At 72.3% G+C, this 23,862-nt stretch carries 19 protein-coding genes, 2 pseudogenes and 1 riboswitch; of the genes and pseudogenes, 7 read left to right on the top strand and 14 right to left on the bottom strand.

The annotated features are described in order from the left end of the window. Positions 1-226: 226 nt before the first annotated feature. Positions 227-400, top strand: a complete 174-nt coding sequence (locus ACFSL4_RS10705; protein WP_381081012.1) for a hypothetical protein — start codon at positions 227-229, stop codon at positions 398-400. A gap of 231 nt (positions 401-631) precedes the next feature. On the opposite strand, the gene ACFSL4_RS10700 is transcribed toward ACFSL4_RS10705, so the two are convergent. Both ACFSL4_RS10700 and ACFSL4_RS10695 read right to left on the bottom strand, forming a co-directional pair. Further along, the gene (locus tag ACFSL4_RS10700; protein ID WP_381081010.1) at positions 632-1,459 is read right to left on the bottom strand and encodes an inositol monophosphatase family protein; all 828 of its coding nucleotides are present in this window, start codon (positions 1,457-1,459) and stop codon (positions 632-634) included. Between the two features lie 8 nt (positions 1,460-1,467). Continuing rightward, positions 1,468-2,595: a ferrochelatase gene (locus ACFSL4_RS10695; RefSeq protein ID WP_381081008.1), complete on the bottom strand. Its 1,128-nt coding sequence runs from the start codon at positions 2,593-2,595 to the stop codon at positions 1,468-1,470. 215 nt (positions 2,596-2,810) lie between these two features. Between ACFSL4_RS10695 and ACFSL4_RS10690 the strand changes: the two genes are divergently transcribed. From ACFSL4_RS10690 to sepH, 3 genes are all read left to right on the top strand, one after another. Next, positions 2,811-4,049, top strand: a complete 1,239-nt coding sequence (locus tag ACFSL4_RS10690; protein ID WP_381081006.1) for an MFS transporter — start codon at positions 2,811-2,813, stop codon at positions 4,047-4,049. Then, complete coding sequence (locus ACFSL4_RS10685) at positions 4,009-5,328, top strand: D-arabinono-1,4-lactone oxidase (RefSeq protein WP_381081004.1); 1,320 nt, start codon at positions 4,009-4,011, stop codon at positions 5,326-5,328. Before ACFSL4_RS10690 ends, ACFSL4_RS10685 begins: the two co-directional genes overlap by 41 nt. Before the next feature lie 456 nt (positions 5,329-5,784). Further along, a complete protein-coding gene (gene sepH / locus ACFSL4_RS10680) occupies positions 5,785-6,822 on the top strand; it encodes a septation protein SepH (protein ID WP_381081002.1) in 1,038 nt (345 codons plus the stop codon). Between the two features lie 144 nt (positions 6,823-6,966). Here the strand turns inward: sepH and ACFSL4_RS10675 are convergent, their stop codons facing one another. Continuing rightward, on the bottom strand, positions 6,967-7,818 hold the full coding sequence (locus ACFSL4_RS10675; RefSeq protein ID WP_381081000.1) for a sulfurtransferase: 852 nt from the start codon (positions 7,816-7,818) through the stop codon (positions 6,967-6,969). Positions 7,819-8,036: 218 nt separating this feature from the next. On the opposite strand from ACFSL4_RS10675, the gene ACFSL4_RS10670 reads away from it, so the two are divergent. After that, a complete protein-coding gene (locus tag ACFSL4_RS10670; protein ID WP_381080998.1) occupies positions 8,037-8,840 on the top strand; it encodes a VOC family protein in 804 nt (267 codons plus the stop codon). 24 nt (positions 8,841-8,864) lie between these two features. Here the strand turns inward: ACFSL4_RS10670 and ACFSL4_RS10665 are convergent. Then, positions 8,865-8,981: pseudogene (locus tag ACFSL4_RS10665) on the bottom strand (thymidine kinase); the annotation flags it as partial. On the opposite strand from ACFSL4_RS10665, the pseudogene ACFSL4_RS10660 reads away from it, so the two are divergent. Then, positions 8,979-9,293: pseudogene (locus tag ACFSL4_RS10660) on the top strand (transposase); the annotation flags it as partial. The pseudogenes ACFSL4_RS10665 and ACFSL4_RS10660 overlap by 3 nt on opposite strands. 152 nt (positions 9,294-9,445) lie before the next feature. On the opposite strand, the gene ACFSL4_RS10655 reads toward ACFSL4_RS10660, so the two are convergent. From ACFSL4_RS10655 to ACFSL4_RS10630, 6 genes are all read right to left on the bottom strand, one after another. Further along, on the bottom strand, positions 9,446-10,006 hold the full coding sequence (locus ACFSL4_RS10655) for an SH3 domain-containing protein (protein ID WP_381080996.1): 561 nt from the start codon (positions 10,004-10,006) through the stop codon (positions 9,446-9,448). Further along, entirely contained in the window at positions 10,003-11,733 is a 1,731-nt protein-coding gene (locus ACFSL4_RS10650; RefSeq protein ID WP_381080995.1) for a lamin tail domain-containing protein, read from the bottom strand. Before ACFSL4_RS10650 ends, ACFSL4_RS10655 begins: the two co-directional genes overlap by 4 nt. A 616-nt stretch (positions 11,734-12,349) precedes the next feature. Continuing rightward, positions 12,350-13,000 carry a thymidine kinase gene (locus ACFSL4_RS10645; protein ID WP_381080994.1) on the bottom strand — a complete coding sequence of 217 codons (651 nt, stop codon included), beginning with the start codon at positions 12,998-13,000 and terminating at the stop codon, positions 12,350-12,352. A 259-nt stretch (positions 13,001-13,259) separates the two neighbouring features. Beyond that, entirely contained in the window at positions 13,260-14,450 is a 1,191-nt protein-coding gene (locus ACFSL4_RS10640) for an alkaline phosphatase family protein (protein WP_381080992.1), read from the bottom strand. Beyond that, complete coding sequence (locus tag ACFSL4_RS10635) at positions 14,450-15,037, bottom strand: DUF5998 family protein (protein WP_381080990.1); 588 nt, start codon at positions 15,035-15,037, stop codon at positions 14,450-14,452. The genes ACFSL4_RS10640 and ACFSL4_RS10635 overlap by 1 nt, the downstream gene beginning before the upstream one ends. Before the next feature lie 113 nt (positions 15,038-15,150). After that, complete coding sequence (locus ACFSL4_RS10630; protein WP_381080988.1) at positions 15,151-17,952, bottom strand: bifunctional acetate--CoA ligase family protein/GNAT family N-acetyltransferase; 2,802 nt, start codon at positions 17,950-17,952, stop codon at positions 15,151-15,153. 156 nt (positions 17,953-18,108) lie between these two features. Here ACFSL4_RS10630 and ACFSL4_RS10625 point away from each other — a divergent pair, with 156 nt between their 5' ends. Then, positions 18,109-18,390 carry an HPr family phosphocarrier protein gene (locus ACFSL4_RS10625; protein WP_381080987.1) on the top strand — a complete coding sequence of 94 codons (282 nt, stop codon included), beginning with the start codon at positions 18,109-18,111 and terminating at the stop codon, positions 18,388-18,390. A gap of 245 nt (positions 18,391-18,635) precedes the next feature. Here ACFSL4_RS10625 and ACFSL4_RS10620 read toward each other — a convergent pair whose 3' ends face one another. The 4 genes from ACFSL4_RS10620 to ACFSL4_RS10605 all read right to left on the bottom strand — a co-directional run bounded on the left by ACFSL4_RS10620 (position 18,636) and on the right by ACFSL4_RS10605 (position 23,445). After that, a complete protein-coding gene (locus ACFSL4_RS10620; protein WP_381080985.1) occupies positions 18,636-19,331 on the bottom strand; it encodes a GntR family transcriptional regulator in 696 nt (231 codons plus the stop codon). 197 nt (positions 19,332-19,528) lie between these two features. Then, positions 19,529-20,281: a M23 family metallopeptidase gene (locus ACFSL4_RS10615; RefSeq protein ID WP_381080983.1), complete on the bottom strand. Its 753-nt coding sequence runs from the start codon at positions 20,279-20,281 to the stop codon at positions 19,529-19,531. 12 nt (positions 20,282-20,293) lie between these two features. After that, positions 20,294-20,440: riboswitch (cyclic di-AMP (ydaO/yuaA leader) on the bottom strand. Between the two features lie 246 nt (positions 20,441-20,686). Then, on the bottom strand, positions 20,687-22,075 hold the full coding sequence (locus tag ACFSL4_RS10610; RefSeq protein WP_381080981.1) for a M16 family metallopeptidase: 1,389 nt from the start codon (positions 22,073-22,075) through the stop codon (positions 20,687-20,689). Then, entirely contained in the window at positions 22,072-23,445 is a 1,374-nt protein-coding gene (locus tag ACFSL4_RS10605) for a M16 family metallopeptidase (protein WP_381080979.1), read from the bottom strand. The genes ACFSL4_RS10610 and ACFSL4_RS10605 overlap by 4 nt, the downstream gene beginning before the upstream one ends. Positions 23,446-23,862: the final 417 nt, after the last annotated feature.

Below are 23,862 nucleotides of genomic sequence, written 5' to 3'. Positions count from 1 at the left end.
GAAGGAAGCGGGGGGAGGACGGCTTTACACCCCGCGATCACACTCTGCATCCGGCACACCACCATGTGGTCGGCCGTCCATCGCTTCCACCACGGGCGGGCGTGGGTGTCCGGCACCGTCGCCGCCCGGCCGGGGCAGCGCTGGGCACCCAGTGGAGACGTGATCGCCCCTTCCCAGGGCACACCCCCGTGCCATCGACCCACGACCCAGGACGAGGGGGCGCAGCATGGACGCATTCACCACAGGACTTCTGCAGCGCATAAGGGCGACCGAGTCCGACCTGACGCGGGCTCGCGAGACAGGCGACGACTTCCTCGCGGATGTCGAGCAGTCGGAACTCGACGACCTGCACCGTCTCGCCGCCGAGCACGGTGTGGAGGTCGGCGCGATCCGCGTCTGATCGGCTCGCTCGGAGCGGGGCCCCGGCAGATCCAGGCCGGGGCCCCGCTTCATGTCCGTCCGGAGGGTCCGGTCCGGATCGGCCCGGCCATACGGCCGGCGCCGGCGTCGGGCGCGCGGGCGGCGGCCGGGCGTGCCGGTTGGCAGCCGGGCGTGCGGGCGGCGGCCGCCCGCACGCACGGGCGATGGGGTCGCCAAACGCGCGGGCCGGTACAGCGCCGGCCCGCTCGGCTCAGTCGTGCCATGCCCCCAGTTCGTCCAGCCGGCGCTGGAGCTGTTCGAAGAGGCCCGGCGCGGCCGCGACCGTCAAGGCCGGCGAGAGGGGCTCTCCGGGGCGGCCGCCGGTCAGGGCGCCCGCCTCGCGGGCGATGAGGTCGCCGGCCGCGTAGTCCCAGGGGTTCAGTCCCCGCTCGTAGTACCCGTCCAGACGGCCCGCCGCCACATCGCACAGGTCGATCGCGGCGGAGCCGCCCCGGCGGATGTCCCGCACCTCGGGGATCAGCCACCGGACCACCTCGGCCTGGTGGGCCTTGCGCTCGGCGAGGTAGCCGAAGCCGGTGCTCACCAGGGCGAGGCCCAGCTCGGGCGCCGGGCGCACGCGCACCGGGCGGTCGTTCAGGAACGCGCCCTGCCCGCGGACGGCCCGGAAGATCTCCCCGCGCACGGGCGCATGGACCACTCCGACGAGCGTCTCCCCCTCCTTGCGGGCCGCGATGGAGATCGCCCAGCTGGGCAGGCCGTACAGGTAGTTCACGGTGCCGTCGATCGGGTCGATCACCCACTGCACTCCGCTGCTGCCCTCGACGCTGGCGCCTTCCTCGCCGAGCAGGCTGTCCTGGGGCCTGCGGTCTGCGAGCAGTCCGGTGATCAGCTTCTCGGCGGCGATGTCCATCTCGGTGACGACGTCGATGGCGCTGGACTTCGTGGCGGCCACCCCGAGGTCCTCGGGGCGCCCGTCGCGCAGGAAGGCGCCCGCGCGGGTGGCGGCGTCCAGCGCGATCTCCAGGAGTTCGGCCTCCAGCGGGTCGGTCGGCTCGGGCTGCTCGGGCTGCTCGGTCACGGTGCTCCTCACGCGTACGGGCTGTCGGCGCCCGCGGCGGCGGGCTTGGCGGCGCGGGCGGGACAGCAGCCCACCGGGCAGACGTGGTGGCTCGGACCCAGCGCGCCCAGGGCACACGGGGTCACCCGCTGCCCGCGCTCGATCGCGGCGCGCTCCACGATCAGGTCGCGGATCGCGGCGGCAAACCGGGGGTCGGCGCCCACGGTGGCGGAGCGGCGCACCGGCAGCCCCAGCTCCTCGGCCTTCGCCGTCGCCTCCGTGTCGAGGTCGTACAGCACCTCCATGTGGTCCGAGACGAACCCGATGGGTGCCATCACCACCGCCGGGACCCCGGCGGCGTGCAGCTCTTCCAGGTGGTCGCAGATGTCCGGTTCCAGCCATGGGATGTGCGGTGCGCCCGAGCGCGACTGGTACACGAGCCGCCAGGGGTGGTCGGCTCCCGTCCGCTCGCGCACGGCGTCGGCGATCAGCCGCGCCACGTCCAGGTGCTGCCGCAGGTACGCCCCGCCGCCCCCGTGCCCCTCGGCCGGGCCGGAGGTGTCCGCCGCGGAGTGCGGGATGGAGTGGGTGGTGAAGGCGATGTGCGCGCCGGCCCGGACGTCCTCGGGCAGGTCGGCGAGGGAGTTCAGGACGCCCTCGATCATGGGCTCCACGAAGCCGGGATGGTTGAAGTAGTGCCGCAGCTTGTCGATACGCGGCAGCGGGCGGCCCTCGTCCGCCAGGGCGGCCAGGGCGGCCGCGAGGTCCTCGCGGTACTGGCGGCAGCCGGAGTACGAGGCGTACGCGCTGGTGGCGAGGACCAGGACGCGGCGGTGGCCGTCGGCAACGATCTCGCGCAGGGTGTCGGTCACATAGGGCGCCCAGTTGCGGTTGCCCCAGTAGACCGGCAGGTCGAGGCCGTGATCGGCGAAGTCCTTGCGGAGGGCGTCGAGGAGGGCGCGGTTCAGGCCGTTGATGGGGCTGACCCCACCGAAGAGGAAGTAGTGCCGCCCCACCTCCTTCAGGCGCTCCTTGGGGATGCCCCGGCCCCGCGTCACGTTCTCCAGGAACGGGACCACGTCGTCCGGGCCCTCCGGGCCTCCGAACGAGAGGAGCAGCAGGGCGTCGTACGGGCTGGCGTCGAGTGCGTCGGGCATGTCTCCGATCCTGCCACCCGCCGCCGACGACACCCCCGCCGCCCGCCCGTGCCGTCGCGGGTTCGGGGAGCGGCCGGCGGGAGCGGAGGGAGGAACCAACGGGCCCCGGCCTGTTCGAACGCTGGCGCGAACCCGATGCCCGGCATACTTTGGGCTCGCCCCGCCCGTAAGGCGCATGCCATGCTTCGCGCCTTACCGCATCTCCCGGAGACCCCGTGCCCAGCCCCTACCGTGCCCTGTTCGCCGCCCCCGGCTCCAAGGGCTTCTCCGCCGCCGGTCTCCTCGGCCGGATGCCGCTGTCGATGATGGGCATAGGCGTGGTCACGATGATCTCCCAGCGCACCGGGCGCTATGGGCTCGCCGGGGCCCTCTCGGCCACCCTCGCCCTCTCCGCCGCCGTGGCCGGCCCGCAGGCCTCACGTCTGGTGGACCGCTACGGGCAGCGGCGGGTGCTGCGCCCGGCGGCGCTCTGCACGCTGACCGCGGCCGCGGGGCTGCTGCTGGCCTCGCACCTCGCCGGGCCGGACTGGCTGCTGTTCGTCTGCGCCGCGGGCATGGGCACGGTGCCCAGCCTCGGCGCCATGGTCAGGGCCCGCTGGGCCGCGCTGTACCGGGGCACCCCTCACCTGCACGCCGCCTACTCCCTGGAGTCGGTGGTGGACGAGGTCTGCTTCATCCTCGGACCCATCATCTCCATCGGGCTGTCCACGAGCTGGTTCCCGGAGGCCGGCCCCCTCCTCGCCGCGGGATTCCTCGCGGCCGGCGTCCTGTGGCTGACCGCCCAGCGCGCCACCGAGCCCGAGCCGCATCCGCGCGAGCGGCACACCCGCGGCAGCGCGCTGCGCTCCCCCGGGCTCCGGGTCCTGGTGGCCACGTTCACGGCGACCGGAACCGTCTTCGGCGCGGTCGACGTGGTGACCGTCGCCTTCGCCGACGGGCAGGGCCACAAGGCGGCAGCCAGCGTCGTTCTGGCGCTGTACGCGGCGGGTTCCTGCGTCGCAGGCGTCGTCTTCGGGCTGCTGCGCTTCGCCGGGGAACCGCACCGCAGGTGGCTACTGGGCGTATGTGCCATGGCCGTGAGTATGATCCCCCTCCTACTGGTCGGAAACCTGCTGTCTCTGGCCGTGGCGCTGTTCGTTGCGGGCCTGTCCATCGCACCCACGATGATCACGACGATGGCCCTCGTCGAACGGCACGTACCACGCGCGCACCTGACCGAGGGGATGACCTGGGTGTCCACCGGGCTCGCGGTCGGGATCGCGATCGGCTCCTCCGTGGCCGGCCGGGTGATCGACGCGGTCGGACCGGGGGCCGGGTACGGGGTTCCGGCGGCGGCCGGGGGCGTCGCGGTCACGGTCGGTTTTCTCGGGTATCGCCGGCTGAGCAGGCCGGCTCCGCAGCGGGGAGGATCCCATGAGCACCACAGTGAGCGAGAAGAGCGGCACGTGGCGTAACTGGGCGGGGAACGTCACCGCCCGGCCCGCACGGGAGGTCACCCCCGCTTCGGTCGACGAACTCGCCGCGGCCGTGCGGAAGGCGGCCGAGGACGGCCTCACCGTGAAGGCCGTCGGCACGGGTCACTCCTTCACGGCCGCCGCCGCGACCGACGGGGTGTCGATACGCCCTCAGCTGCTCGCCGGCATCCGGCGGATCGACCGGGAGGCGGGCACCGTCACCGTCGAGGCGGGCACGCCGCTCAAGAGGCTCAACGCCGCCCTCGCGCGCGAGGGCCTGTCGCTCACGAACATGGGCGACATCATGGAGCAGACCGTCTCCGGCGCCACCAGCACCGGCACGCACGGCACCGGCCGCGACTCGGGCTCGATCGCCGCCCAGATCAAGGGGCTTGAGCTGGTGACGGCGGACGGCTCGGTGCTCACCTGCTCCGAGCAGGAGAACCCGGACGTCTTCGCGTCCGCCCGTATCGGCATAGGCGCCCTGGGCATCATCACCGCCATCACCTTCGCGGTGGAGCCGATCTTCCTGCTCACGGCCCGCGAGGAGCCGATGCCCTTCGAGAAGGTGCTGGCCGAGTTCGACGAACTCTGGTCCGAGAACGAGCACTTCGAGTTCTACTGGTTCCCGCACACCGGCAACACGAACACCAAGCGCAACAACCGCAGCGCCGGGCCCGAGCGTCCGGTCGGACAGCTGAGCAGCTGGTTCGAGGACGAGTTCCTCTCCAACGGCGTCTTCCAGGTGGCCAACTGGGTCGGCCGCGCCGTGCCCGCCACGATCCCGGCGATCGCCCAGATCTCCAGCCGCGCCCTGTCGGCACGCACCTACACCGACATCCCCTACAAGGTCTTCACTTCTCCGCGCCGGGTGCGCTTCGTGGAAATGGAGTACGCCGTCCCGCGCGAGGCCCTGGTGGACACCCTGCGCGAACTCAAGGCCATGGTCGACCGGTCGGGCCTGCGGGTCAGCTTCCCCGTCGAGGTACGCACCGCGCCCGCCGACGACATCACGCTCTCCACCGCGTCCGGCCGGGACAGCGCCTACGTCGCCGTGCACATGTTCCGCGGTACGCCCTATCAGGCGTACTTCACGGCGGCCGAGCGGATCTTCACAGCGCACGCGGGGCGCCCCCACTGGGGCAAGGTGCACACGCGCGACGCGGAGTACTTCGCCGAGGTGTACCCGCGCTTCGGGGAGTTCGCCGCCCTGCGGGACCGCCTCGACCCGGATCGCCGCTTCGGCAACGCCTACCTGCGCCGGGTGCTGGGTTCGTAGCCCGCGCGCCCGGCGCCGGACCGCACGAGAAGAAGAGGGGGACCCGAGCGAAGCGATTGGTTCCGTTTCTGGTGGTCGGGTGAGGAACGCCACGTTTGAGGGGCACGAAAGAGGCGCATCGGACGGTCAACTCGCCCCCCTTGCCAGAAGTTGGGCGGCGCGCCGACCCACGGACATGGTCCGAATGGAGTACTGTTGCGAGCCCTGGGCCCGGCCTCCCACCAGGATGTCCGGGACCTCGCTGGACCGCCGGGAGGGGGCTAGGTGCACAGGGTGACGCAGTTGGTCACTTAGCGTTGCGAACAGGTAACCGTGCCATAACGGCGATCCAGGGCCCGTGCCCGACACGCCGGGCAACTCGGCAAGGTTGTGGCAGGCTGCACCCGGGCAGGCCACACTCGACTAGCGGAAGCAGCGACGCACGTGACGTCGGCAGGCACCACCCGGGAGGTCCCCATGCCCGAACTGCGTGTCGTGGCCGTCTCCAATGACGGCACACGGCTGGTGCTGAAGGCTGCGGACAGCACGGAGTACACGCTTCCGATCGACGAACGGCTCCGCGCCGCCGTGCGCGGCGACCGTCCTCGCCTCGGCCAGATCGAGATCGAGGTGGAGAGTCATCTCCGCCCACGGGACATCCAGGCGCGGATACGGGCCGGCGCGTCCGCGGAGGAGGTCGCACAGCTCGCGGGGATCCCCGTCGACCGTGTGCGCCGCTTCGAGGGGCCGGTGCTGGCCGAACGCGCCTTCATGGCCGAACGGGCCCGCAAGACGCCCGTGCGCCGGCCCGGCGAGAACACCGGTCCACAGCTCGGCGAGGCCGTCCAGGAGCGGTTGCTGCTGCGCGGCGCCGAGAAGGACACCGTGCAATGGGACTCCTGGCGCCGCGACGACGGCACCTGGGAGGTCCTGCTGGTCTACCGGGTCGCGGGCGAACCGCACTCGGCGAGCTGGACGTACGACCCGCCCCGGCGACTCGTCCAGGCCGTCGACGACGAGGCGCGCTCGCTGATCGGCGAGTCCGACGACCTCGCGGCGCCCGAGCCGAGCTACCCCTTCGTGCCGCGGATCGCCCGCCTGCCGCGCGAGGGCCGGCTGGACCGTGCCCTGGACCGCCAGGCGGAGCGCCCGGTTCTGCCGTCGCAGTCGTCCGACCCCGCGGAGGAGAGCACCGCCGAGCGTGACTCGCTCACCAGCCTCCTGGAGGCGGTGCCGAGCTTCCGCGGCGACATGGTGGTGCCCGAGCGGCCCGCGGAACCGCAGGAGGAGCCAGCCCAGGAACCCGCGGCGGAGGAGCCCCCCGCGCCCGCGGCCTCGGCCGGCTCCGCGTACGCGGACGTCCTCATGCCGCGCACGGTCGGCAGCCACCGCGACCGTCTGGTCGGTGCGACGGACCGTCAGGCCGAGGCGGACGGGGTCCGGCCGGGCCGCAGGGCCGCGGTCCCCAGCTGGGACGAGATCGTGTTCGGGACCCGGCGCAAGAAGCAGGAGTAACCAGGCCGGGTCCACAGGTACGGGGGCCCACCCGACGACGGCGTGGCCCCCGTACCGACGCGGCGTTCACGGAGCGGGCCGACCGGTCGGCCGCCGGTGCGGTGGACAGGTCGGCCACATGCGGCGAACCCGTCGGCCACCCGTCTACTGCGGGTCCGGGCCCACCGCCACCGGACGGCTGCCGTCCGCGGACCACTCCGACCACGACCCCGCATAGAGGGCGGCCGGGATCCCCGCGATCGCGAGCGCCAGTACCTCGTGGGCCGCGGAGACACCCGATCCGCAGTACACACCGACCTCCTTGCCCTCCGCGACGCCGAGCGCCGTGAAGCGCTGCGCCAGTTCGGCGGCGGGCAGGAAGTGCCCGGACGCGGCCACGTTCTCCCCCGTCGGCGCCGACACCGCGCCGGGGACGTGTCCGCCCACGGGATCGATCGGCTCGACCTCGCCCCGGTAGCGCTCACCGGCCCGAGCGTCCAGGAGCACCCCCGTACGGGCCAGCGCCGCGGCACCGTCGGCGTCCAGGAGCCGCAACGCACCCGGCACGGGCCGGAAGTCCCCCGGGACGGCCTCCTCCGTCCCCGACGACACCGGTCCGTCCCAGGCGGCCAGCCCGCCGTCGAGCACCCGCACGTCCGGGTGACCCGTCCAGCGCAGCATCCACCACGCGCGTGCGGCGGCCCAGCACTGCCCGCCGTCGTACACGACGACCGGCCGGTCCGCGCAGACCCCGGCGGCCCGCATGGCGGCGCCGAAACGCCCCGTGCCGGGCAGCGGATGCCGTCCGGCACGCCCCGGGGGATCCGCGAGGTCGGCGTCCAGGTCCACGAAGACGGCACCGGGAATGTGCCCGGCCGCGTACTCGGCACGACCGTCGAAGGGCGCGGCGCCGGCCGTCTTCGCGGTGGTCAGCTGCCAGCGGACATCCAGGAGCGTGGGCGGTCGCGCTCCCGCCAGGTCGCTCGCGAGTTCGGATGCGGAGATGATGACCTTCATGGGGCCATCCTTGCGCACGGGGGTGGCCGCCTCGCCCAGGTCCGGCTACTCTGCTCCGCCGGACAGGTGCGATCACCCGGTGTACGGGATCGGGCACATGCCGTACGGCTGACGGACATCCCGCGGCAACCGCACCGAAGCGGACGAGAGACGGTGGATCGGTCATCCTCAGGCCGTGGGGCTGAACGGCCGCCACGAGGGCCGAGGAGAGAGTGACCATGACCGAGGCACGGGGGCCGGCCGGCCAAGACGGCACACCGCACGATCGGCACGCGCCCGGCACACCGTGCCGGGTGAGCCTGATGGTGCACGGGATGGCCGCGACCCAGGAGTTCTACCGGGCGCTGTTCGGCTGGGAGTTCCGGCCGGGACCGCGCCATCTGGGCCCCTACGTCCGGGGCGTGCTGAAGAACCACGAGGTGGCGGGCATCGGTCAGCTGCCGCCCGACCGCCATCTGCCGATCGCCTGGACGCCGTACCTCGCCTCCGACGACGTGGACGCCACCGCCGAGGCGGTACGCAGCTGCGGCGGAACGGTGGGCGTCGGCCCCCTGGACGCGGGGGAAGCGGGACGGCTGGCGATCGTCTGCGACCCGATGGGCGCGGTGTTCGGCGTCTGGCAGGCGGCCGGCCGTCCCGTCGCGGGCCTGACGGGTCGCCCCGGCACTCCGGTCTGGAACGAGCTGCTCACCTACGACACGGAGAGCGTCGCCAAGTTCTACCAGACCGTCTTCGGCTACGAGGAGGAGCCCGTGGTCTCCGCCGACGCCGACTACGTCACCCTGCACATCCAGGGCCGTCCCGTCGCGGGCATCCACGGCGTCGGTCACGCCCTGCCCCGGGACCGGGGCCCGCACTGGATGACGTACTTCCAGGTCGCGGACATCGAGGTGGCGGCCGCCCGGGTCACCGGGCTGGGCGGGCATGTCGTGCGTCCAGCGTGCCACACGGCCCTGGGCCCGGTGGTCACCGTGACCGACCCGGAGGGCGCGACGTTCTCGGTGGTCAGCCGGCCCGGCTGAGCCCTCGGGTGAATCCACGGGGCGTCATGTGGACGGCACCGGGAGCACTTCAGGGGAGGGGGCCGCCGCGCGGGCGGCCGCCGTCATACGGCGCCGGCGATGGCGACGGCACAGGACTTCGCAGCCGATGTCACCCGCCGACCGCGCCGGCGGTTCCGCAAGGACACCGCGCTCATCGTGGACGGCGCCCTCGTGCCCACCCGCGACCGCTCGATAGCCGTGCAGTCCCAATACCACGGCTACTCCACCGCCCACCAGGTCGTCATCGACGCCGACACCCGTCCGGTCGTCGCGGCCGGCCGGCCCTTGCCCGGCAACCGGCACGACTCCCGGGGCTGGGAGGAATCCGGCGCCAGGGCCGCCGCCGACGCCACGATGACGATCGCCGACGGCGGCTGCCGAGGCACTGGCCTGGTCATCCCGCGCCGTCGACAGAAAGAGAGAACTTCGGTGACCCGGCAGTGACCTGTGTTGATCGCCTGTCGGGGGCCGCTGTCCAGCGTCGATCCAGCATGCGGCGGACACCGGGCCGGGCCCGTCCGGAACCGCGCCACGGGTCCGGACGGCGACGGCCTTCCGGACCCGCGGCCGGGGTCAGCGGCGTCTCACGGCTCGTCGTGCCCCTGCTTCTGCCGCGCGCATCCTGCCTCCGGTGCCGGCGCCAGCTCCTGTACGGCGGAGCGGGGCACCCACCCGGACCGGCCGGTCCGGACGTCACGGACGCGGGCCTCGGAGCCCCGCGCGTCGAGGACGACCGCTTGTTCCCCCGCGGGGAGCAGCCGGCCGCCGAGCCGGACCCGGCAGACCGGGGCCGGACCGACCAGGTGGACGGTGCCGCGCAGGTAGAAGTCGTCGACCCAGCCCTGAACGGACGCGCCGTCGACGGTGCGCACCTGGAGCAAGCTGCCGCTCACCGACAGGACCCGGGCCAGGACGCCGTCCTTCACCTGCGCGACCGGGGTCCGGTCGCCCGGCTGCCGGTACAGGGCGACCCGTGCGGTGGCGACAAGCCCGTGGTCGTCCCGCCCGCTGATCAGCACCAGCCGGCCGTCGCCGCTCAGGGGGCCGGCGGGCACGTGCCGGGCTGTGGCGAGGAAAGCGGTCCCGACGGCGGCGGCGACCAGGGCCAGGGCGCCCACCGCCACCCGGATGGTCAGGGCTCTCACGGGCAACTCGTCGGGTTGGCGGTGCCCTTGGTGACGTTGGAGGAAATGGTGCCGCACCATGTTCCGCCGTCTCCGGCACGGTGGAAGACCTTGTCGTACTGCGTCGAGCCGAGCGAGTACGAGTAGGTGTCGTAGACGGTCTCCACGCCCCCGACGATCTTCAGGAACCGTACGGATTCCGAGCCGGTGTTGTTGAGGAACCCGGAGGCGAAGTCCATCACCCACCGGCCCCCGGCCGGGATGGTCGTGCCCGACGGGATCTGCTTGGGCGAACCGCCGCCGCCGGCGACATCGTCGATGTAGTAGCCGCTGACGTCCACCGTGCTCGCGGTCGGGTTGTACAGCTCCACCCACTCGGTTCCGGAGGAGGGCGCCATCAGGAACTCGTTGACCTTCACCTGGGTGGGGTCCCCGGCGCCGCCGCCGGAGCTGCCCGAGGTGGTGTACGTGCGGGTGCCCGCGTCGTAGTCGACGGTGAAGCCGGCTCCGCTGTTGCTGGTGGCGAGGTGCACGGTTCCGTTGTGGTTGAAGGTGCCGGAGTAGTCGATGGCCGCGCCGGTCGCGTCGGTGGTGTCGCAGGGGTTGTTGGCAAGGTAGATGTCCGCGCCGACGCTGCGGAAGGCGTTCAGGGTGCGGTTGCCCGGATGCCCATAGGAGTTGACGCCGCAGGAGATGAAGCCGACCTGCGGGTGGGTGGAGTTCACATAGGCGTCGGAAGAGGAGTGCGCGGAGCCGTGGTGGTTGGCGCGCAGTGCGTTGACCGCGCCCATCTTCGACGCGAGCAGGCTCTCGATGTTGTTGTAGGTGTAGCCGTTGGCGCTGACGGAGTACTCACCGTCGCTGTCGCCTGCGGTGGCGTAGGCGAACGGCCCCCAGGTGGTGCGCAGTGCGATCGAGTAGTCGTTCTCGCTCGGCGGGGTGGCGTCCGCGCTGTGGTCGCCGCTGACCGGGGTGGTGCCGTCGGCCTGCATGACGTCCTTGCCGTTGGCCTCGACGACGTTGGAGGCGACGCCGGTGCCGAGGTCGAGCGACGGCCACGGGTTCGCGTTGGTGATGCGCAGGACCTTGCCGTCGATGTTGGCGCGGTCGGCCTGTCCCGAGGGTCCGTAGAGCCAGCAGATCCACCGTTTGGCGGTCAGGGAGGTGGTGCCCGCGTTGTGCCAGGCGGTCTCGGTGCTGGGCGCGGCGGACGTGCCGACGTCGCAGTCGTTGTCGCCGTTGGTGTCGGTCCACACGCCGCCGTCGTGGTCCAGCAGCTGCCCGACGGTGAAGCCGAGGCCGCCGGAGGAGAGCGGGGTCAGCAGCTGGTAGAGGCCGTTGCCGTACTTGGTGGTGTCATTGGGGTTTGCGGCGTAGCCGATGTGGTCGAGGTGCTGGTGGGAGGCCATCACGTAGTCCAGGTGCACCGGCCCGGAGGATATGCCGCATATGGAGCGTATCTCGGAGGCAACGCGCGTAGCGTTTGTGTTCGTGCCGGTGGAGTTGAACGCGGTCTCGCCGAGGTCGATGAGCAGCGTGCGGCCGGTCGGGCCCACGACGAGCTGTGAGTCGCCCTGGTTGACGTCGAACCAGTAGACGTTGAGCTCACCGTGGCGCCATGTGCCCGCGGTGGAGCAGTGCGGCGCGTCCGGCACGGCCGCAGAAGCGGTGTGGGGACTCAGAAAGGCGCTGGCGACCGTGAACACGGTTGCCAGAAAGAGGGGTATCAGGATACGGCGTCTGCGCACAGGGGGATCCTCCCAAGTTCGGGTCGACGACGCGGCCGATCGCAGCGGTCGCCGGAGAATACAGTGCCCGCCAACGCCTCTGAACAGACGGGGCGTTACTTCTCTGCGTCCATCGACTGAAGTCGGTGCGCGACGCCCCTTGCGTGAGACGCGGCCTCTGCGGACGATGCTCCCGGTCCGGCTGTCGCGAGCACTACGACACCTGACGCGAACTCAAAAGATCCCGCGCCGGTCACGAGAACGCTGCCATCGCACCCGGCTCTTGAACGTTCCGGAGAGCGCCTCCGAACGCGACGCCTGGTCTCGGCCACCGAGCCTGCCTCCACGAGGTCCTCAGCCGACACAGGACGACAAGTCGGCCGTGCGACATCTCCGCAAGGGAAGCGTCAGCGCCGAGAAGATTCCGGTCCGCGGCCCCGCCCCACAGCACATGCCTCAGCCCCCAGCCCAGCGGGATTCGAGTTCGAACACTCTCCACAGGATCACCGTGGACGTCCCCCAGGACTCGACCCCGCGGCCAGGGCCACCCTCCCGAGCCCACGGCCCAGAGCCTCCCGCTCCCCCATGACCGGCGCGGCCGGCAAGCAGGTCTGACGCGCTTCTCGCCGGCCGGAGGTCATGTGGCGGTGACCGGCAGCACGTCCGGCGAGAGCGCCGCCGCCCGCGCCGCGGCGCTCGTCATCCGCCTGCGGTGATGACGCCGGCACAGCACCTCATACCCGACCTCCGCCGCCGACCGGGCCACGTCGCCCACGACGACCTGCTCCCCCTCGACGACCATCTCCCCACCCACGGTGCGCGCATTGTGCGTGGCCCGGGCACCGCACCAGCACATCGCCTCCACCTGCAGCGTCTCCAGGCGGTCGGCAAGTTCGATCAGACGCTGGGAGCCGGGGAAGAGCCTCGTGCGGAAATCGGTGGTGATGCCGAACGCGAAGACATCCAGCTCCAAGTCGTCCACGACCCGGGCCAGTTGGTCGATCTGCCCGGACAGCAGGAACTGTGCCTCGTCCACGATCACGTAATCGACCCGGCCGCCCCGGGACAACCGCTCCACCACATACCCGTACAGATCAAGCCCCGGCCCGGCCTCCACCGCATCGGTCACCAGCCCCAGACGCGACGACAGCTTGCCCTCACCCGCACGGTCGTCACGCGTGAAGATCAGACCCTGCAGACCACGCGCCGTTCGATTATGTTCGATTTGTAGCGCCAAAGTTGACTTTCCACAGTCCATCGTCCCCGAGAAGAACACCAATTCGGACATCAGGCCAGAGGAACCTTTCGGACCAAACGAACAGAAAGGGCGCTGTCGACACAGACGACCTCGCCGCCGGTCGACGTGACACGACCCGCGCCATGGGCAGCCGACGGCGCATACCCAAGAGAGTCGGTTGGCTTCCCGCAGTCCACCGTTCCGGAGGAGAACACCAGCTCGGGCATGAGGAGTCGAGGACCTTTCGGAGCGGAGCCAGAGGCGTGCGGGGGCATCGTGAGCGTACTGGGCCGCGGGAGGCGTGGCGCGCTCAGGTGCGGACTTCCAGCAGCGGCACCAGCTGTTCCACGGGCGTCAGCGACCCGTGGTTGCCGACCATCGCCGACTCCTTCGGCTCCCGCTCGGACGCGATGATCAGCACGTCGTCATAGGCGGCCGCGACCACGTCCCCGATGCGCGCGTACACCCGTTCGTCGACGTGCGGGCCGAACCAGCCCGCCGCGATCGCCTCGTCCCGCGAGGCCACCCAGAATTGCTCACCGAGGACTTCCCGCCAGCAGGTCAGGACGTCGTTCTCGGCGCCCGGCAGGGCGTAGACGTGCCGGGCACGCCCCTCACCGCCCAGCAGGGCCACTCCGGCACGCAGCTCCCAGTCCTGGTCGAAGTCGATGCGGTGCCGCTCGTCGAACGGAACGTCGATCATCCCGTGGTCGGCGGTGACGTACAGGGCGGTGCGCGGCGGCAGCTGCTCGGCCAGGCGCTGCGCAAGCCGGTCGACGTACATGAGCTGGCCGCGCCAGGCGTCCGAGTCCACCCCGAACCGATGGCCGGCACCGTCGAGCTCGGAGTAGTAGGTGTAGACGAGCGAGCGGTCGCCTGCGGCCAGTTGCTCGGCCGCCAGATCCATGCGGTCCTCGCCGGTCAGCCGCCCGTGGAACGTTCCGCCGCTCAGCGCGACCTTGGTCAGCGGGGTGTTCTCGAAGGCCGGGGAGGACACCTGCGCCGTGTGGACACCGGCCGCGTCGGCGAGCTGGAAGATCGTCGGGTGCGGCTGCCAGGCGCGCGGCGAGGTCCACGGCTGCCAGCGGAGCTGGTTCATCAGCTCGCCGGTCTCCGGGTTACGGACGGTGTAGCCGGGCAAGCCGTGTGCCCCGGGCGGAAGACCGGTGCCGACGCAGGCGAGCGAGGTCGCGGTGGTCGCCGGATAGCCCGCGGTGATCGGGCGTCCGGTGCCGCCGCGGGAGGACGCCAGGAGCGAGGACATGAAGGGGGCGTCGCCGGGGTGCGCCTTCAGCTGCAGCCAGCCGAGCCCGTCGACCAGGAAGACGCAGGCCCGGTCGGCGGCGGCCAGTTCCGATATGCCGGCGGTCCGCCCCGGTACCCCCATGCCCGCGGCGAGGGTGGGCAGCAGGTCGGCCAGCGAGCCGGTGCCGTACTCGGGGACGGGCGCGGAGCCGACGGCGAGCGGCTCCGGGTGGTGGTCCCAGGTGGGCAGTGCCATCAGCGGGTGAGGTCCGCGGTCGCTTCGGAGAGGGACTGCGCGAAGGCGAGCGCCTGGCGCACCGTCTCCGGACCGTCGCCGGCCTCGCTGACGCGGAGGCTGAGGTCGTCCGCCGTCGAACTGCCCGTGTAACCGTGGTCCGCTTCGCAGTTGGGGTCGCCGCAGGCGGCGGGCTCCAGGTCGATGCGGGAGACGGCGCCCCAGCCGATGGTCAGGACGACCTCGCGGGGCAGCGTGCCCGGCGTGTACGACTCCGGGTGGGCGACGACGCGGCTGACGACGACCGACGAGATCCGGCCGAGCTTCACCGATTCGGTGGATGTCGTCGCGTACGGGGTCGGGGAGGTGTCGTCCGCGGCCTGCTCGTCTGTGTGGCTGACGATGAAGCGGTTGCCGGTGAGGACCAGCACGGTCACATGCCGGCGCACCTCGTTCGCGTCGAAGGTCGTCTCCTGGTGGACCAGATACGACCGGATGGGCTCGCCGCCCACGGCGGCCTCCACCGCCTCGGCCACGAGAGCCGGGTAGTAGCCGCTGCGCTCGATCGCCGCGCGCAGCCCCTGGGTCGTCGTACTGGTCTTGGCCATGACGTCCATCCTAGTCCGTGGGCCGGACCACTCCGGGACGGTCATGGGCATCCGGGCTGTTCGAACGGCGGGGCCGTGCACGGCGCCGCGGGCGGGCGCCGGAGACCGGTCCGTCAGTACACGGGGAGCGTCCTCGGGCCGAGGTCGTCGCGGGCGGGCGGGGGCCCGAGCCGCACGGTGGCGCCGAGGACGCTCAGGCCGTGGGGGGCGACGACCACGGGCTCCAGGGTGACCGCGACGACCTCCGGGTGGTCGTCGACCAGCCGGGACACGCGCAGCATCAGCTCCTCGAGGGCGGATGTGTCGACGGGGTCGGAGCCGCGCCAGCCGAACAGGAGCGGGGCCGTCCGGATCGATCGCACCAGGGAGGCGGCCTCGCGGTCCGTGACCGGGATCAGCCGGTGCGCCGTGTCGCCGAGGAGCTGGGAGGCGGCCCCGGCCAGCCCGAACGACAGCACGGCACCGGCGGCGGGGTCGATGACGGCCTGGATGAGGATGTCGACGCCGCGCGGCGCCATGGCCTGGACGACCGGCCGGATCTCCTCGGGCGCCCCGAACAGCTCGGTCAACTCGGCGTAGGCGCGCCGCAGTTGTTCCTCGTCGGCCAGCTCCAGGCGAACCCCGCCCAGGTCGGCGCGGTGCCGCAGATGGGGAGCGGTCGCCTTCAGCGCCACCGGGTAGCCGATCGCGCGGGCGGCGCCGACGGCGGTCTCGGGCGTGGGTGCCGGCAGCGCCTTGCGCACCTGGATGCCGTAGCGCGCGAGCAGGTCGCAGGTCTCGTCCGTGCCCAGGGTCGGCCCCTCGTCGCGTGCGAGCAGCCAGCCGATCAGCTCGGCGGCTCCCTTCTCGTCGATGTCGTCGTACTCGGGCACCTTGCCCGGCTCGGCGGCCTCGCGCCGCCACTGGGCGTACTCGACGGCTTCCGCGAGGGCCCTGACGGCGCGCTCGGCGGCGGGGTAGGCGGGGATGAGGCGGGCGCCGGGCGGTGCCACCGGGGGGATCGGCCGCTCCGCGGGGCGCGCGACATCGCTCCGCTGGGCCTGCGGTGATGTGCCGGTCGCCGCGGACAGCGCCCCCGCGATCCCGCCCATCTCGACGTGCACCACGAGGACCGGCTTGGCGGGGGCTGCCGCCGCGGCCGACCGGAGCGCCTCCGCCAGGGCCGCGTCCTGGGGGGAGTTCTCGCCGACCGCCGGTATCGCCGTCACGATGACGGCGTCGCACGAGTCGTCGGCCAGCGCCGCCGACAGCGCCCGGTGGAAGTCCCCTGCCGTGGCCGCCGTCGTCAGGTCCAGCGGCCGCGACGGCCGCAGCCCCTCAGTCAGGCACGCGTCGTACGTCAGCAGGCCCAGCGACTCGGAGTTCCCGAGGATGGTCACCCGCGGTCCCGCGGGCAGCGGCTGACGGGCCAGCAGCAGTCCCGTGTCCACCAGTTCGGTGATCGTGTCCACCCGGAGCACGCCGGCCTGCCGGAGCAGGGCGGACACCGTGGCGTGCGGCAGCCGTGTGGCCCGTACGGCGTGGCCCTGCGGCGCGCCCCCGTGCCGTGCTCCCTGCACGACGACCAGCGGCTTGGCCGCGGCCGTCCGGCGCGCGAGGCGGGTGAACTTGCGCGGGTTGCCGATGGACTCCAGGTACATCAGGGCGACGTCGGTGTCCGGGTCGTCGTACCAGTACTGCAGGACGTCGTTGCCCGACACATCCGCCCGGTTCCCGGAGGAGACGAAGGTCGACACGCCCGTGACCCCGGTGACGCCTCCCCCGCGCCGCTGCAGCCGCGACAGCAGCGCGATCCCGATGGCCCCGGACTGCGCGAAGAGGCCGATGCGTCCCGGGCGCGGCATCTCGGGCGCGAGGGACGCGTTGAGCCGGACCGACGGCGAGGTGTTGATGATCCCGAAGGCGTTCGGCCCGATGATCCGCATTCCGTACGACCGGGCCTGGCGCACCAGTTCCCGCTGCCGCAGGCGTCCCTCCTGACCGCTCTCGGCGTACCCGGCGGAGACGACCACGAGCCCCTGCACCCCGTGCTCGCCGCACTCGGCGACGACCTCGGGAACGCGCTGCGCGGGTACGGCGACGACGGCGAGGTCGACCGGCTCGGCGATGTCGCGGACGGAGCGGTGGGCGGGGACTCCGTCGAGTGCCTTCTGCCCTTCGGCGAACGCCGTGTTCACCGCGTACAGGCGGCCGGTGAAGCCGGCGTCCCGGAGATGGTCGAGGATGCTGCGGCCCACTCCCCCGGGCGTGCGGCCCGCGCCGATGACGGCGACCGAGCCGGGCGCGAGCAGCCGCTTCACCGACCGCGCCTCGGCCCGCTGCTCCCGCGCGCGCTGCACGGCGAGCGACCGGTCGGTGGGCTCCAGGTCGAACTCCAGCCGGACGACGCCGTCCTCGAAGCTGCGCCTCTGCTGGTACCCGGCGTCCGTGAACACCTTGATCATCTTGGTGTTGGCGGGCAGCACCTCGGCGGTGAACCGGCGGATGCCGCGCTCCCGGGCCACCGCCGCGATGTGTTCGAGGAGGGCCGACGCGACGCCGCGGCCCTGGTGCGCGTCCTGGACCAGGAAGGCGACCTCGGCCTCGTCGGCCTGCCCCGAGGCGGGCCGGCCGTCGGCGCCGATGCGGTCGTACCGCACGGTTGCGATGAACTCGCCCGCCACCGTCGCCGCGAGTCCCACCCGGTCCACGAAGTCGTGGTGGGTGAAGCGGTGGACGTCCTTGGCGGACAGGCGGGGGTACGGCGCGAAGAAGCGGTAGTACTTCGACTCGTCCGAGACCTGCTCGTAGAAGCTGACGAGGCGCTCGGCGTCGTCGGCGGTGATGGGCCGGATGCGCGCGGTGCCGCCGTCGCGCAGCACCACATCGGCCTCCCAGTGGGCGGGATACTCGTGCCGGTCCGACGCGATCTGCATGGGCCCCAGAGTAAGGCTCGCGTGTGACAACGGCGCGAGGCAGTCTGGGGGAACCGGTCCGGGGCCGCTCCGGACACGACCGGCGCCCCTTCCGGGCGCACCTCACGGTATGGGAAACTGGTCTAGACAACATTGACACCTGAAGGGCAGCAACACATGGCTGAGCGCCGCGTCAACGTCGGCTGGGCCGAGGGCCTCCACGCCCGCCCCGCCTCCATCTTCGTCCGGGCGGCCACGGCCTCCGGCGTCCCCGTGACGATCGCCAAGGCCGGCGGCAACCCCGTCAACGCCGCGTCCATGCTGGCGGTTCTCGGTCTGGGCGCCCAGGGCGGCGAGGAGGTCGTGCTCGCCTCCGAGGCGGAGGGTGCGGACGCCGCGCTGGACCGCCTGGCCAAGCTGGTCGCCGAGGGGCTGGAGGAGCTTCCCGAGACCGTCTGACCCTTCACTCCCCGCGGCGCGTCAAAGCCGCGTCGGCCTTCGGGGCGGACGCGGCTACGACGCGTCCGCCCCGAAGGCCGCGAACCGCACCGCCGGCACCACCGCGCACGGCACATTCCGCAGGGTGCGCAAAAAATCCGCGAGCCACGCACGAATCGCACACTTGGTTTTTCCGCGACACGCGAAAAACGGGCAGCCGAAATAGGACCCGCCGAATATCACTCTCTTTGTATACGGCGCCCGTGTTAATTCCGCAGTCCTGAGATGTTTACGGCTTGTTGCGAAGTCCTCACACGGTCCGTCCGGTCTCCCGTGCCCGGGAAGCGGAGGCGGTGCGCGGCGGTCGCACGCTCGGTGTGCAGCGCCGTGAGGGCCCGCGCCCGCTCGCCGTCCCCACGCGCGACGGCGTCGACGATGCCGCCGTGTTCCGCCCAGGACTCCACGGGGCTGGCCGGCGCCTCCACCGTGTACATCCAGGCGATCTTGTGCCGCAGTTGGGCGAGCGTCGACGTCAGCGCCGGGCTCCCGCATGCCTGTGCGAGCGTCTCGTGGAACCAGCCGCCCAGTGAGCGCAGATCGTCGCTGCTGCCCTTCCTGGCCCGCTCCTGCCCCAGCCTGACCAGCCCCCGCAGCACCTTCAGATGGGCCTCGGTGCGCCGCTGGGCGGCCCGCGCGGCCCCGAGCGGCTCCAGCAGCATCCGCATCTCCAGGAGGTCGGCGGCCTCCCGCTCGGTGGGTTCCGCCACGCACGCGCCGGCGTGCCTGCGGGTGACGACGAAGCCCTCGGCCTCCAGCGTGCGCAGGGCCTCGCGCACGGGGACGCGCGAGACACCGTAGCGACGTGCGAGGAGTTCCTCGGTGAGCCGGCTGCCCCGCTCGTAGACACCCGCGACGATGTCATCACGGATCGCCGTGCATACCGAGTGCGCCGGAATACGCATGTCCGACCTCCGCCTTAATCCCCGTGAAACGTCGCCGATTGACGCGTGTTCAACCGACTCTATTGCAGTCGGCCGGAATTTCCGACGGCGGGCCGGAATCCATGTATATTTTTTGGACAGCCGCTCTTGGAAACGACGATGACCCCGGCTCGCCGGCCGGGGCCATCGGGCACCCGCACCCCTTCCGGGGCGCGCGGTCAGACGTTCACACCGTGCGCCCGGAGGTAGGCGACGGGGTTGATGTCCGAGCCGTACTCCGGGCTCGTACGGGCCTCGAAGTGCAGATGCGGCCCGGTCACGTTGCCGGTGGCCCCGGAGAGGGCTATCTGCCGGCCGGGGGTGACCCGCTGGCCCACAGAGACACCGATGGACGACAGATGGCCGTACTGCGTGTAGGTGCCGTCGTTCATCCTGATGACGATCTGGTTGCCGTACGCGCCGGCCCAGCCCGCCTCGACGACGGTACCGGCGCCGACCGCGTGCACGGGCGTACCCGTGGCGGCGTGGAAGTCGATGCCGGTGTGGGTGCCGGAGGACCACAGGGAGCCGCCGGTGCGGTAACCGGTGGAGACGTACGAGCCGTAGACCGGCGCCACGTACGCGGTCAGGCGCCTGCGCTCGGCCTCACGGGCGGCGCGCTCCTTGGCCGCGCGCTCCTTCGCGGCCTTCTCCGCGGCCCTCCTGCGCGCGGCCTCCTCGGCCTTCTTGTGCTCGGCGGCCTGCTTCTGGGCGGCGGCCTGGGCGTCGATCTTCTCGGCGACCGAGTGGCCGAGCATGACGGCCTGCATCAGTCCGGTCTGCTCGACGGGGTTGCCGGCCGCGAGCGCGGGGGCGGACAGGGTGCCGATGACACCGGTGGTGGTGAGCGCCGCGACGCCCATGGCGTTCGTGGTCGTGCGCTTCACGCGGCTCGGACGGCGGTGCTTCCCGGTGGCGCAGGTGAACGCCATGAAGTGACTGGTCCTTTCCTTCCCTCTCGCCTACCGGGTTAGCTGACGGGTTCGGAGCAGGAAGGTCTCCTACGGGCAGGACCCGATTCACCCCAGGGACTGCGGTGGGTCCCCGGCTCCCCTGGCTCGCGCCGTGCGGGGACTCGGCGATGACTGTCCGGTGCCGCGGACGCGGCCTACTGCCTGACGGACAGCCGGGCAGACGCTAAGCGGGCCCCGATTCCCGCGACAAACCGAGCAGGGGATTTGTAGCGCATCCCACAGGGCAGAAGGGCAGCCTCCATGGCAATGCGGACAAATCTCCGACGGCAGGGCCCCGGTGACTGTGTGGTCACCGGGGCCCCTCGGACACCGCTGCCGTGCGCGCGTGTCCCCTCATGGCTGCACGCGCGCGTGCCCGCCGTTCTACTCGGCCGCTACGACGCTCACTTCACCGATGCCGAGCGCCCTGACCGGCTCCGCGATCTTCGCGGCGTCGCCCACCAGGACGGTCACCAGACGGTCCACCGGGAAGGCGCTCACGACCGCGGCCGTGGCCTCCACCGTGCCCGTGGCGGCGAGCGCCTGATACAGCGCCGCCTGGTAGCCGTCCGGAAGGTGCTGCTCGACCTGGTCGGCGAGCGTGCTCGCGACGGCCGCCGCGGTCTCGAACTTGAGCGGCGCCACCCCCACCAGGTTCTGCACGGCGACATCGCGTTCGGCGTCCGTCAGCCCCTCGGCGGCGAGGGTGCGCAGCACCTTCCACAGGTCGTCGAGCGCCGGGCCGGTGTTGGGCGTGTCGACGGAGCCGCTGATGGCCAGCATCGCGGCACCGGTGCCGTCCGGCGCGGAGCGCAGCACCTGGCCGAACGCCCGCACACCGTAGGTGTAGCCCTTCTCCTCGCGCAGGACGCGGTCCAGGCGGGAGGTGAGGGTGCCGCCGAGGCAGTACGTGCCGAGCACCTGCGCGGGCCACACGCGATCGTGGCGGTCGGCACCGACGCGGCCGATGAGCAGTTGCGTCTGGACGGCGCCGGGGCGATCCACGATGATCACCCGGCCGGTGTCGTCGGCGGTCACCGGCGGCACCGGGCGCGGTTTGGCGGGCTCCCCCGTCCAGGCGCCGAGCGTCTCGCCGAGCAGCGCGTCCAGGTCGACCCCGGTGAGGTCGCCGACCACGACGGCGGTGGCCGTCGCGGGCCGTACGTGCCGCTCGTAGAAGGCGCGGACGGCCGCGGAGTCGATGCGCTCGACCGTCTCCTCGGTGCCCTGGCGCGGGCGCGACATGCGCGAGGCCGCGGGGAACAGCTGCCTGGACAGTTCCTTGGCGGCGCGACGGGCCGGGTTGGCGGTCTCGTGCGGGATCTCGTCGAGGCGGTTGCGCACCAGGCGCTCGACCTCGCTGTCCGCGAACGCCGGCGACCTCAGGGCGTCGGCGAGCAGCCCGAGCGCCTTCGGGAGGCGGGAGACGGGCACTTCGAGGGAGAGGCGGACGCCGGGGTGGTCGGCGTGCGCGTCGAGGGTGGCGCCGCAGCGCTCCAGCTCGGCCGCGAACTCCTCGGCGGAGTGCTTGTCTGTGCCCTCGGAGAAGGCGCGCGCCATGATCGTGGCGACGCCGTCGAGACCGGCCGGCTCGGCGTCCAGGGGCGCGTCGAGGAGCACCTCGACGGCGACGACCTGCTGGCCGGGGCGGTGGCAGCGCAGCACCGTCATGCCGTTGTCGAGCGTGCCGCGCCCGGGGGCCGGGAACGCCCACGGCCTGGCCTCGCCGGGCTGGGGCTGCGGGTGGAAGTCCATGGTCGCGAGCTCGGTCACTTCTGCGACTCCTCGTCGTTGCGGTTGCCTTCGAGGGCAGTGCTTTCAGCGGCTTCCTCGGCCTCGGCCGCGACCGGCTCGTACACGAGCACCGCGCGGTTGTCGGGGCGCAGCCGGGTCTGGGCGACCGCCTGCACCTCCTCCGCGGTGACGTCGAGCACGCGCTGGACGGCGGTCAGGGCGAGCTGGGGGTCGCCGAAGAGCACGGCGTAGCGGCACAGTTCGTCGGCGCGGCCCGCGACCGTGCCGAGTCGGTCCAGCCACTCACGCTCCAACTGGGCCTGGGCGCGCTCCATTTCCTCGGCCGTGGGGCCCTGCTCGGCGAACCGGGCGAGCTCCTCGTCGATGGCCGCCTCGATGACGGGCACCTCTACGTCGCCGGAGGTCTTCACATCGAGCCAGCCCAGGGACGGCGCTCCGGCCAGCCGCAGCAAACCGAACCCGGCGGCGACCGCGGTGCGGTCCCGCCGTACCAGCCGGTTGTAGAGGCGGGAGGACTCACCGCCGCCGAGGACGGTGAGCGCGAGGTCGGCCGCGTCGCACGCGCGCGTGCCGTCGTTCGGCAGCCGGTAGGCGGCCATCAGGGCACGCGCCGGGACCTCCTCCTCGACGACCTCACGCAGCTGCGAGCCGATGATGTCCGGCAGCGAGCCGTCGCGGGGCGCGGGCTTGCCGTCGTGCGCGGGGATGGACCCGAAGTACTTCTCCACCCAGGCGAGGGTCTGCCGCGGGTCGATGTCGCCGACGACGGACAGGACGGCGTTGTTGGGCGCGTAGTAGGTGCGGAAGAACTCCCGCGCGTCCTCCAGGGTGGCCGCGTCCAGGTCCGCCATCGACCCGATCGGCGTGTGGTGGTAGGGGTGGCCCTCCGGGTAGGCGAGCGCGGTCAGTTTCTCGAAGGCGGTGCCGTAGGGGACGTTGTCGTAGCGCTGGCGGCGCTCGTTCTTCACGACGTCCCGCTGGTTCTCCATGGACTCGTCGTCGAGGGCGGCGAGCAGCGAGCCCATGCGGTCGGCCTCCAGCCACAGGGCGAGCTCCAGCTGGTGGGCCGGCATGGTCTCGAAGTAGTTGGTGCGCTCGAAGCTCGTCGTACCGTTGAGCGAACCGCCGGCGCCCTGCACCAGCTCGAAGTGGCCGTTGCCCCTGACCTGGGCCGAGCCCTGGAACATCAGGTGCTCGAAGAGGTGGGCGAGGCCGGTGCGGCCCCGGACCTCGTGGCGCGAGCCGACGTCGTACCAGAGGCACACCGCCGCGACCGGGGTCAGGTGGTCCTCGGAGAGCACCACGCGCAGGCCGTTGGACAGGCGGTGCTCGGTCGCTGTCAGGCCGCCGGAGCCTGCCTCGGCTGTGGCCGTGTGACCCATGGGCATGTACGTCCCTTCGATCGCGGAAACTGTCGGGGAAACCGCGGTTTCCTGCCGGTCCTGTCACTGTATGCAAGCGTGCGCGCGGGTGGCCAAGTTCCCGTGCGCCGTACGCCGAGAGCGAGACCAGGATTACGGGGGGTGGAGGACGAGCACACGGTTGACGCGGCGCGGGCACCGGTTGCCGTCGTCCGGACGCCGGACCCCGGACGGCAGACCGGGACGCCGAACCCCGGACGGCGGACCGCCGGGCAGCAGGGGACCACGGGCGGCAGAGGGCCACGGGCGCGACCGTCCCGCGGCTGCTTCCGCGGGGCGCCGGGACGGGCGGGTGCGCCGCCGTCGGCACCGGATCCCCGGCGGCCGTGGGCTCCGTGCGGGGCCCCCCGGCCCGGGGCTCCCGGGGGAGCCGGTCACACGTTG

Origin of the sequence: Streptomyces caeni (assembly GCF_042678285.1) — a bacterium.
In the GTDB taxonomy this organism is placed as follows: domain Bacteria; phylum Actinomycetota; class Actinomycetes; order Streptomycetales; family Streptomycetaceae; genus Streptomyces; species Streptomyces caeni.
This window is presented reverse-complemented; position numbering and strand designations above follow the sequence as displayed.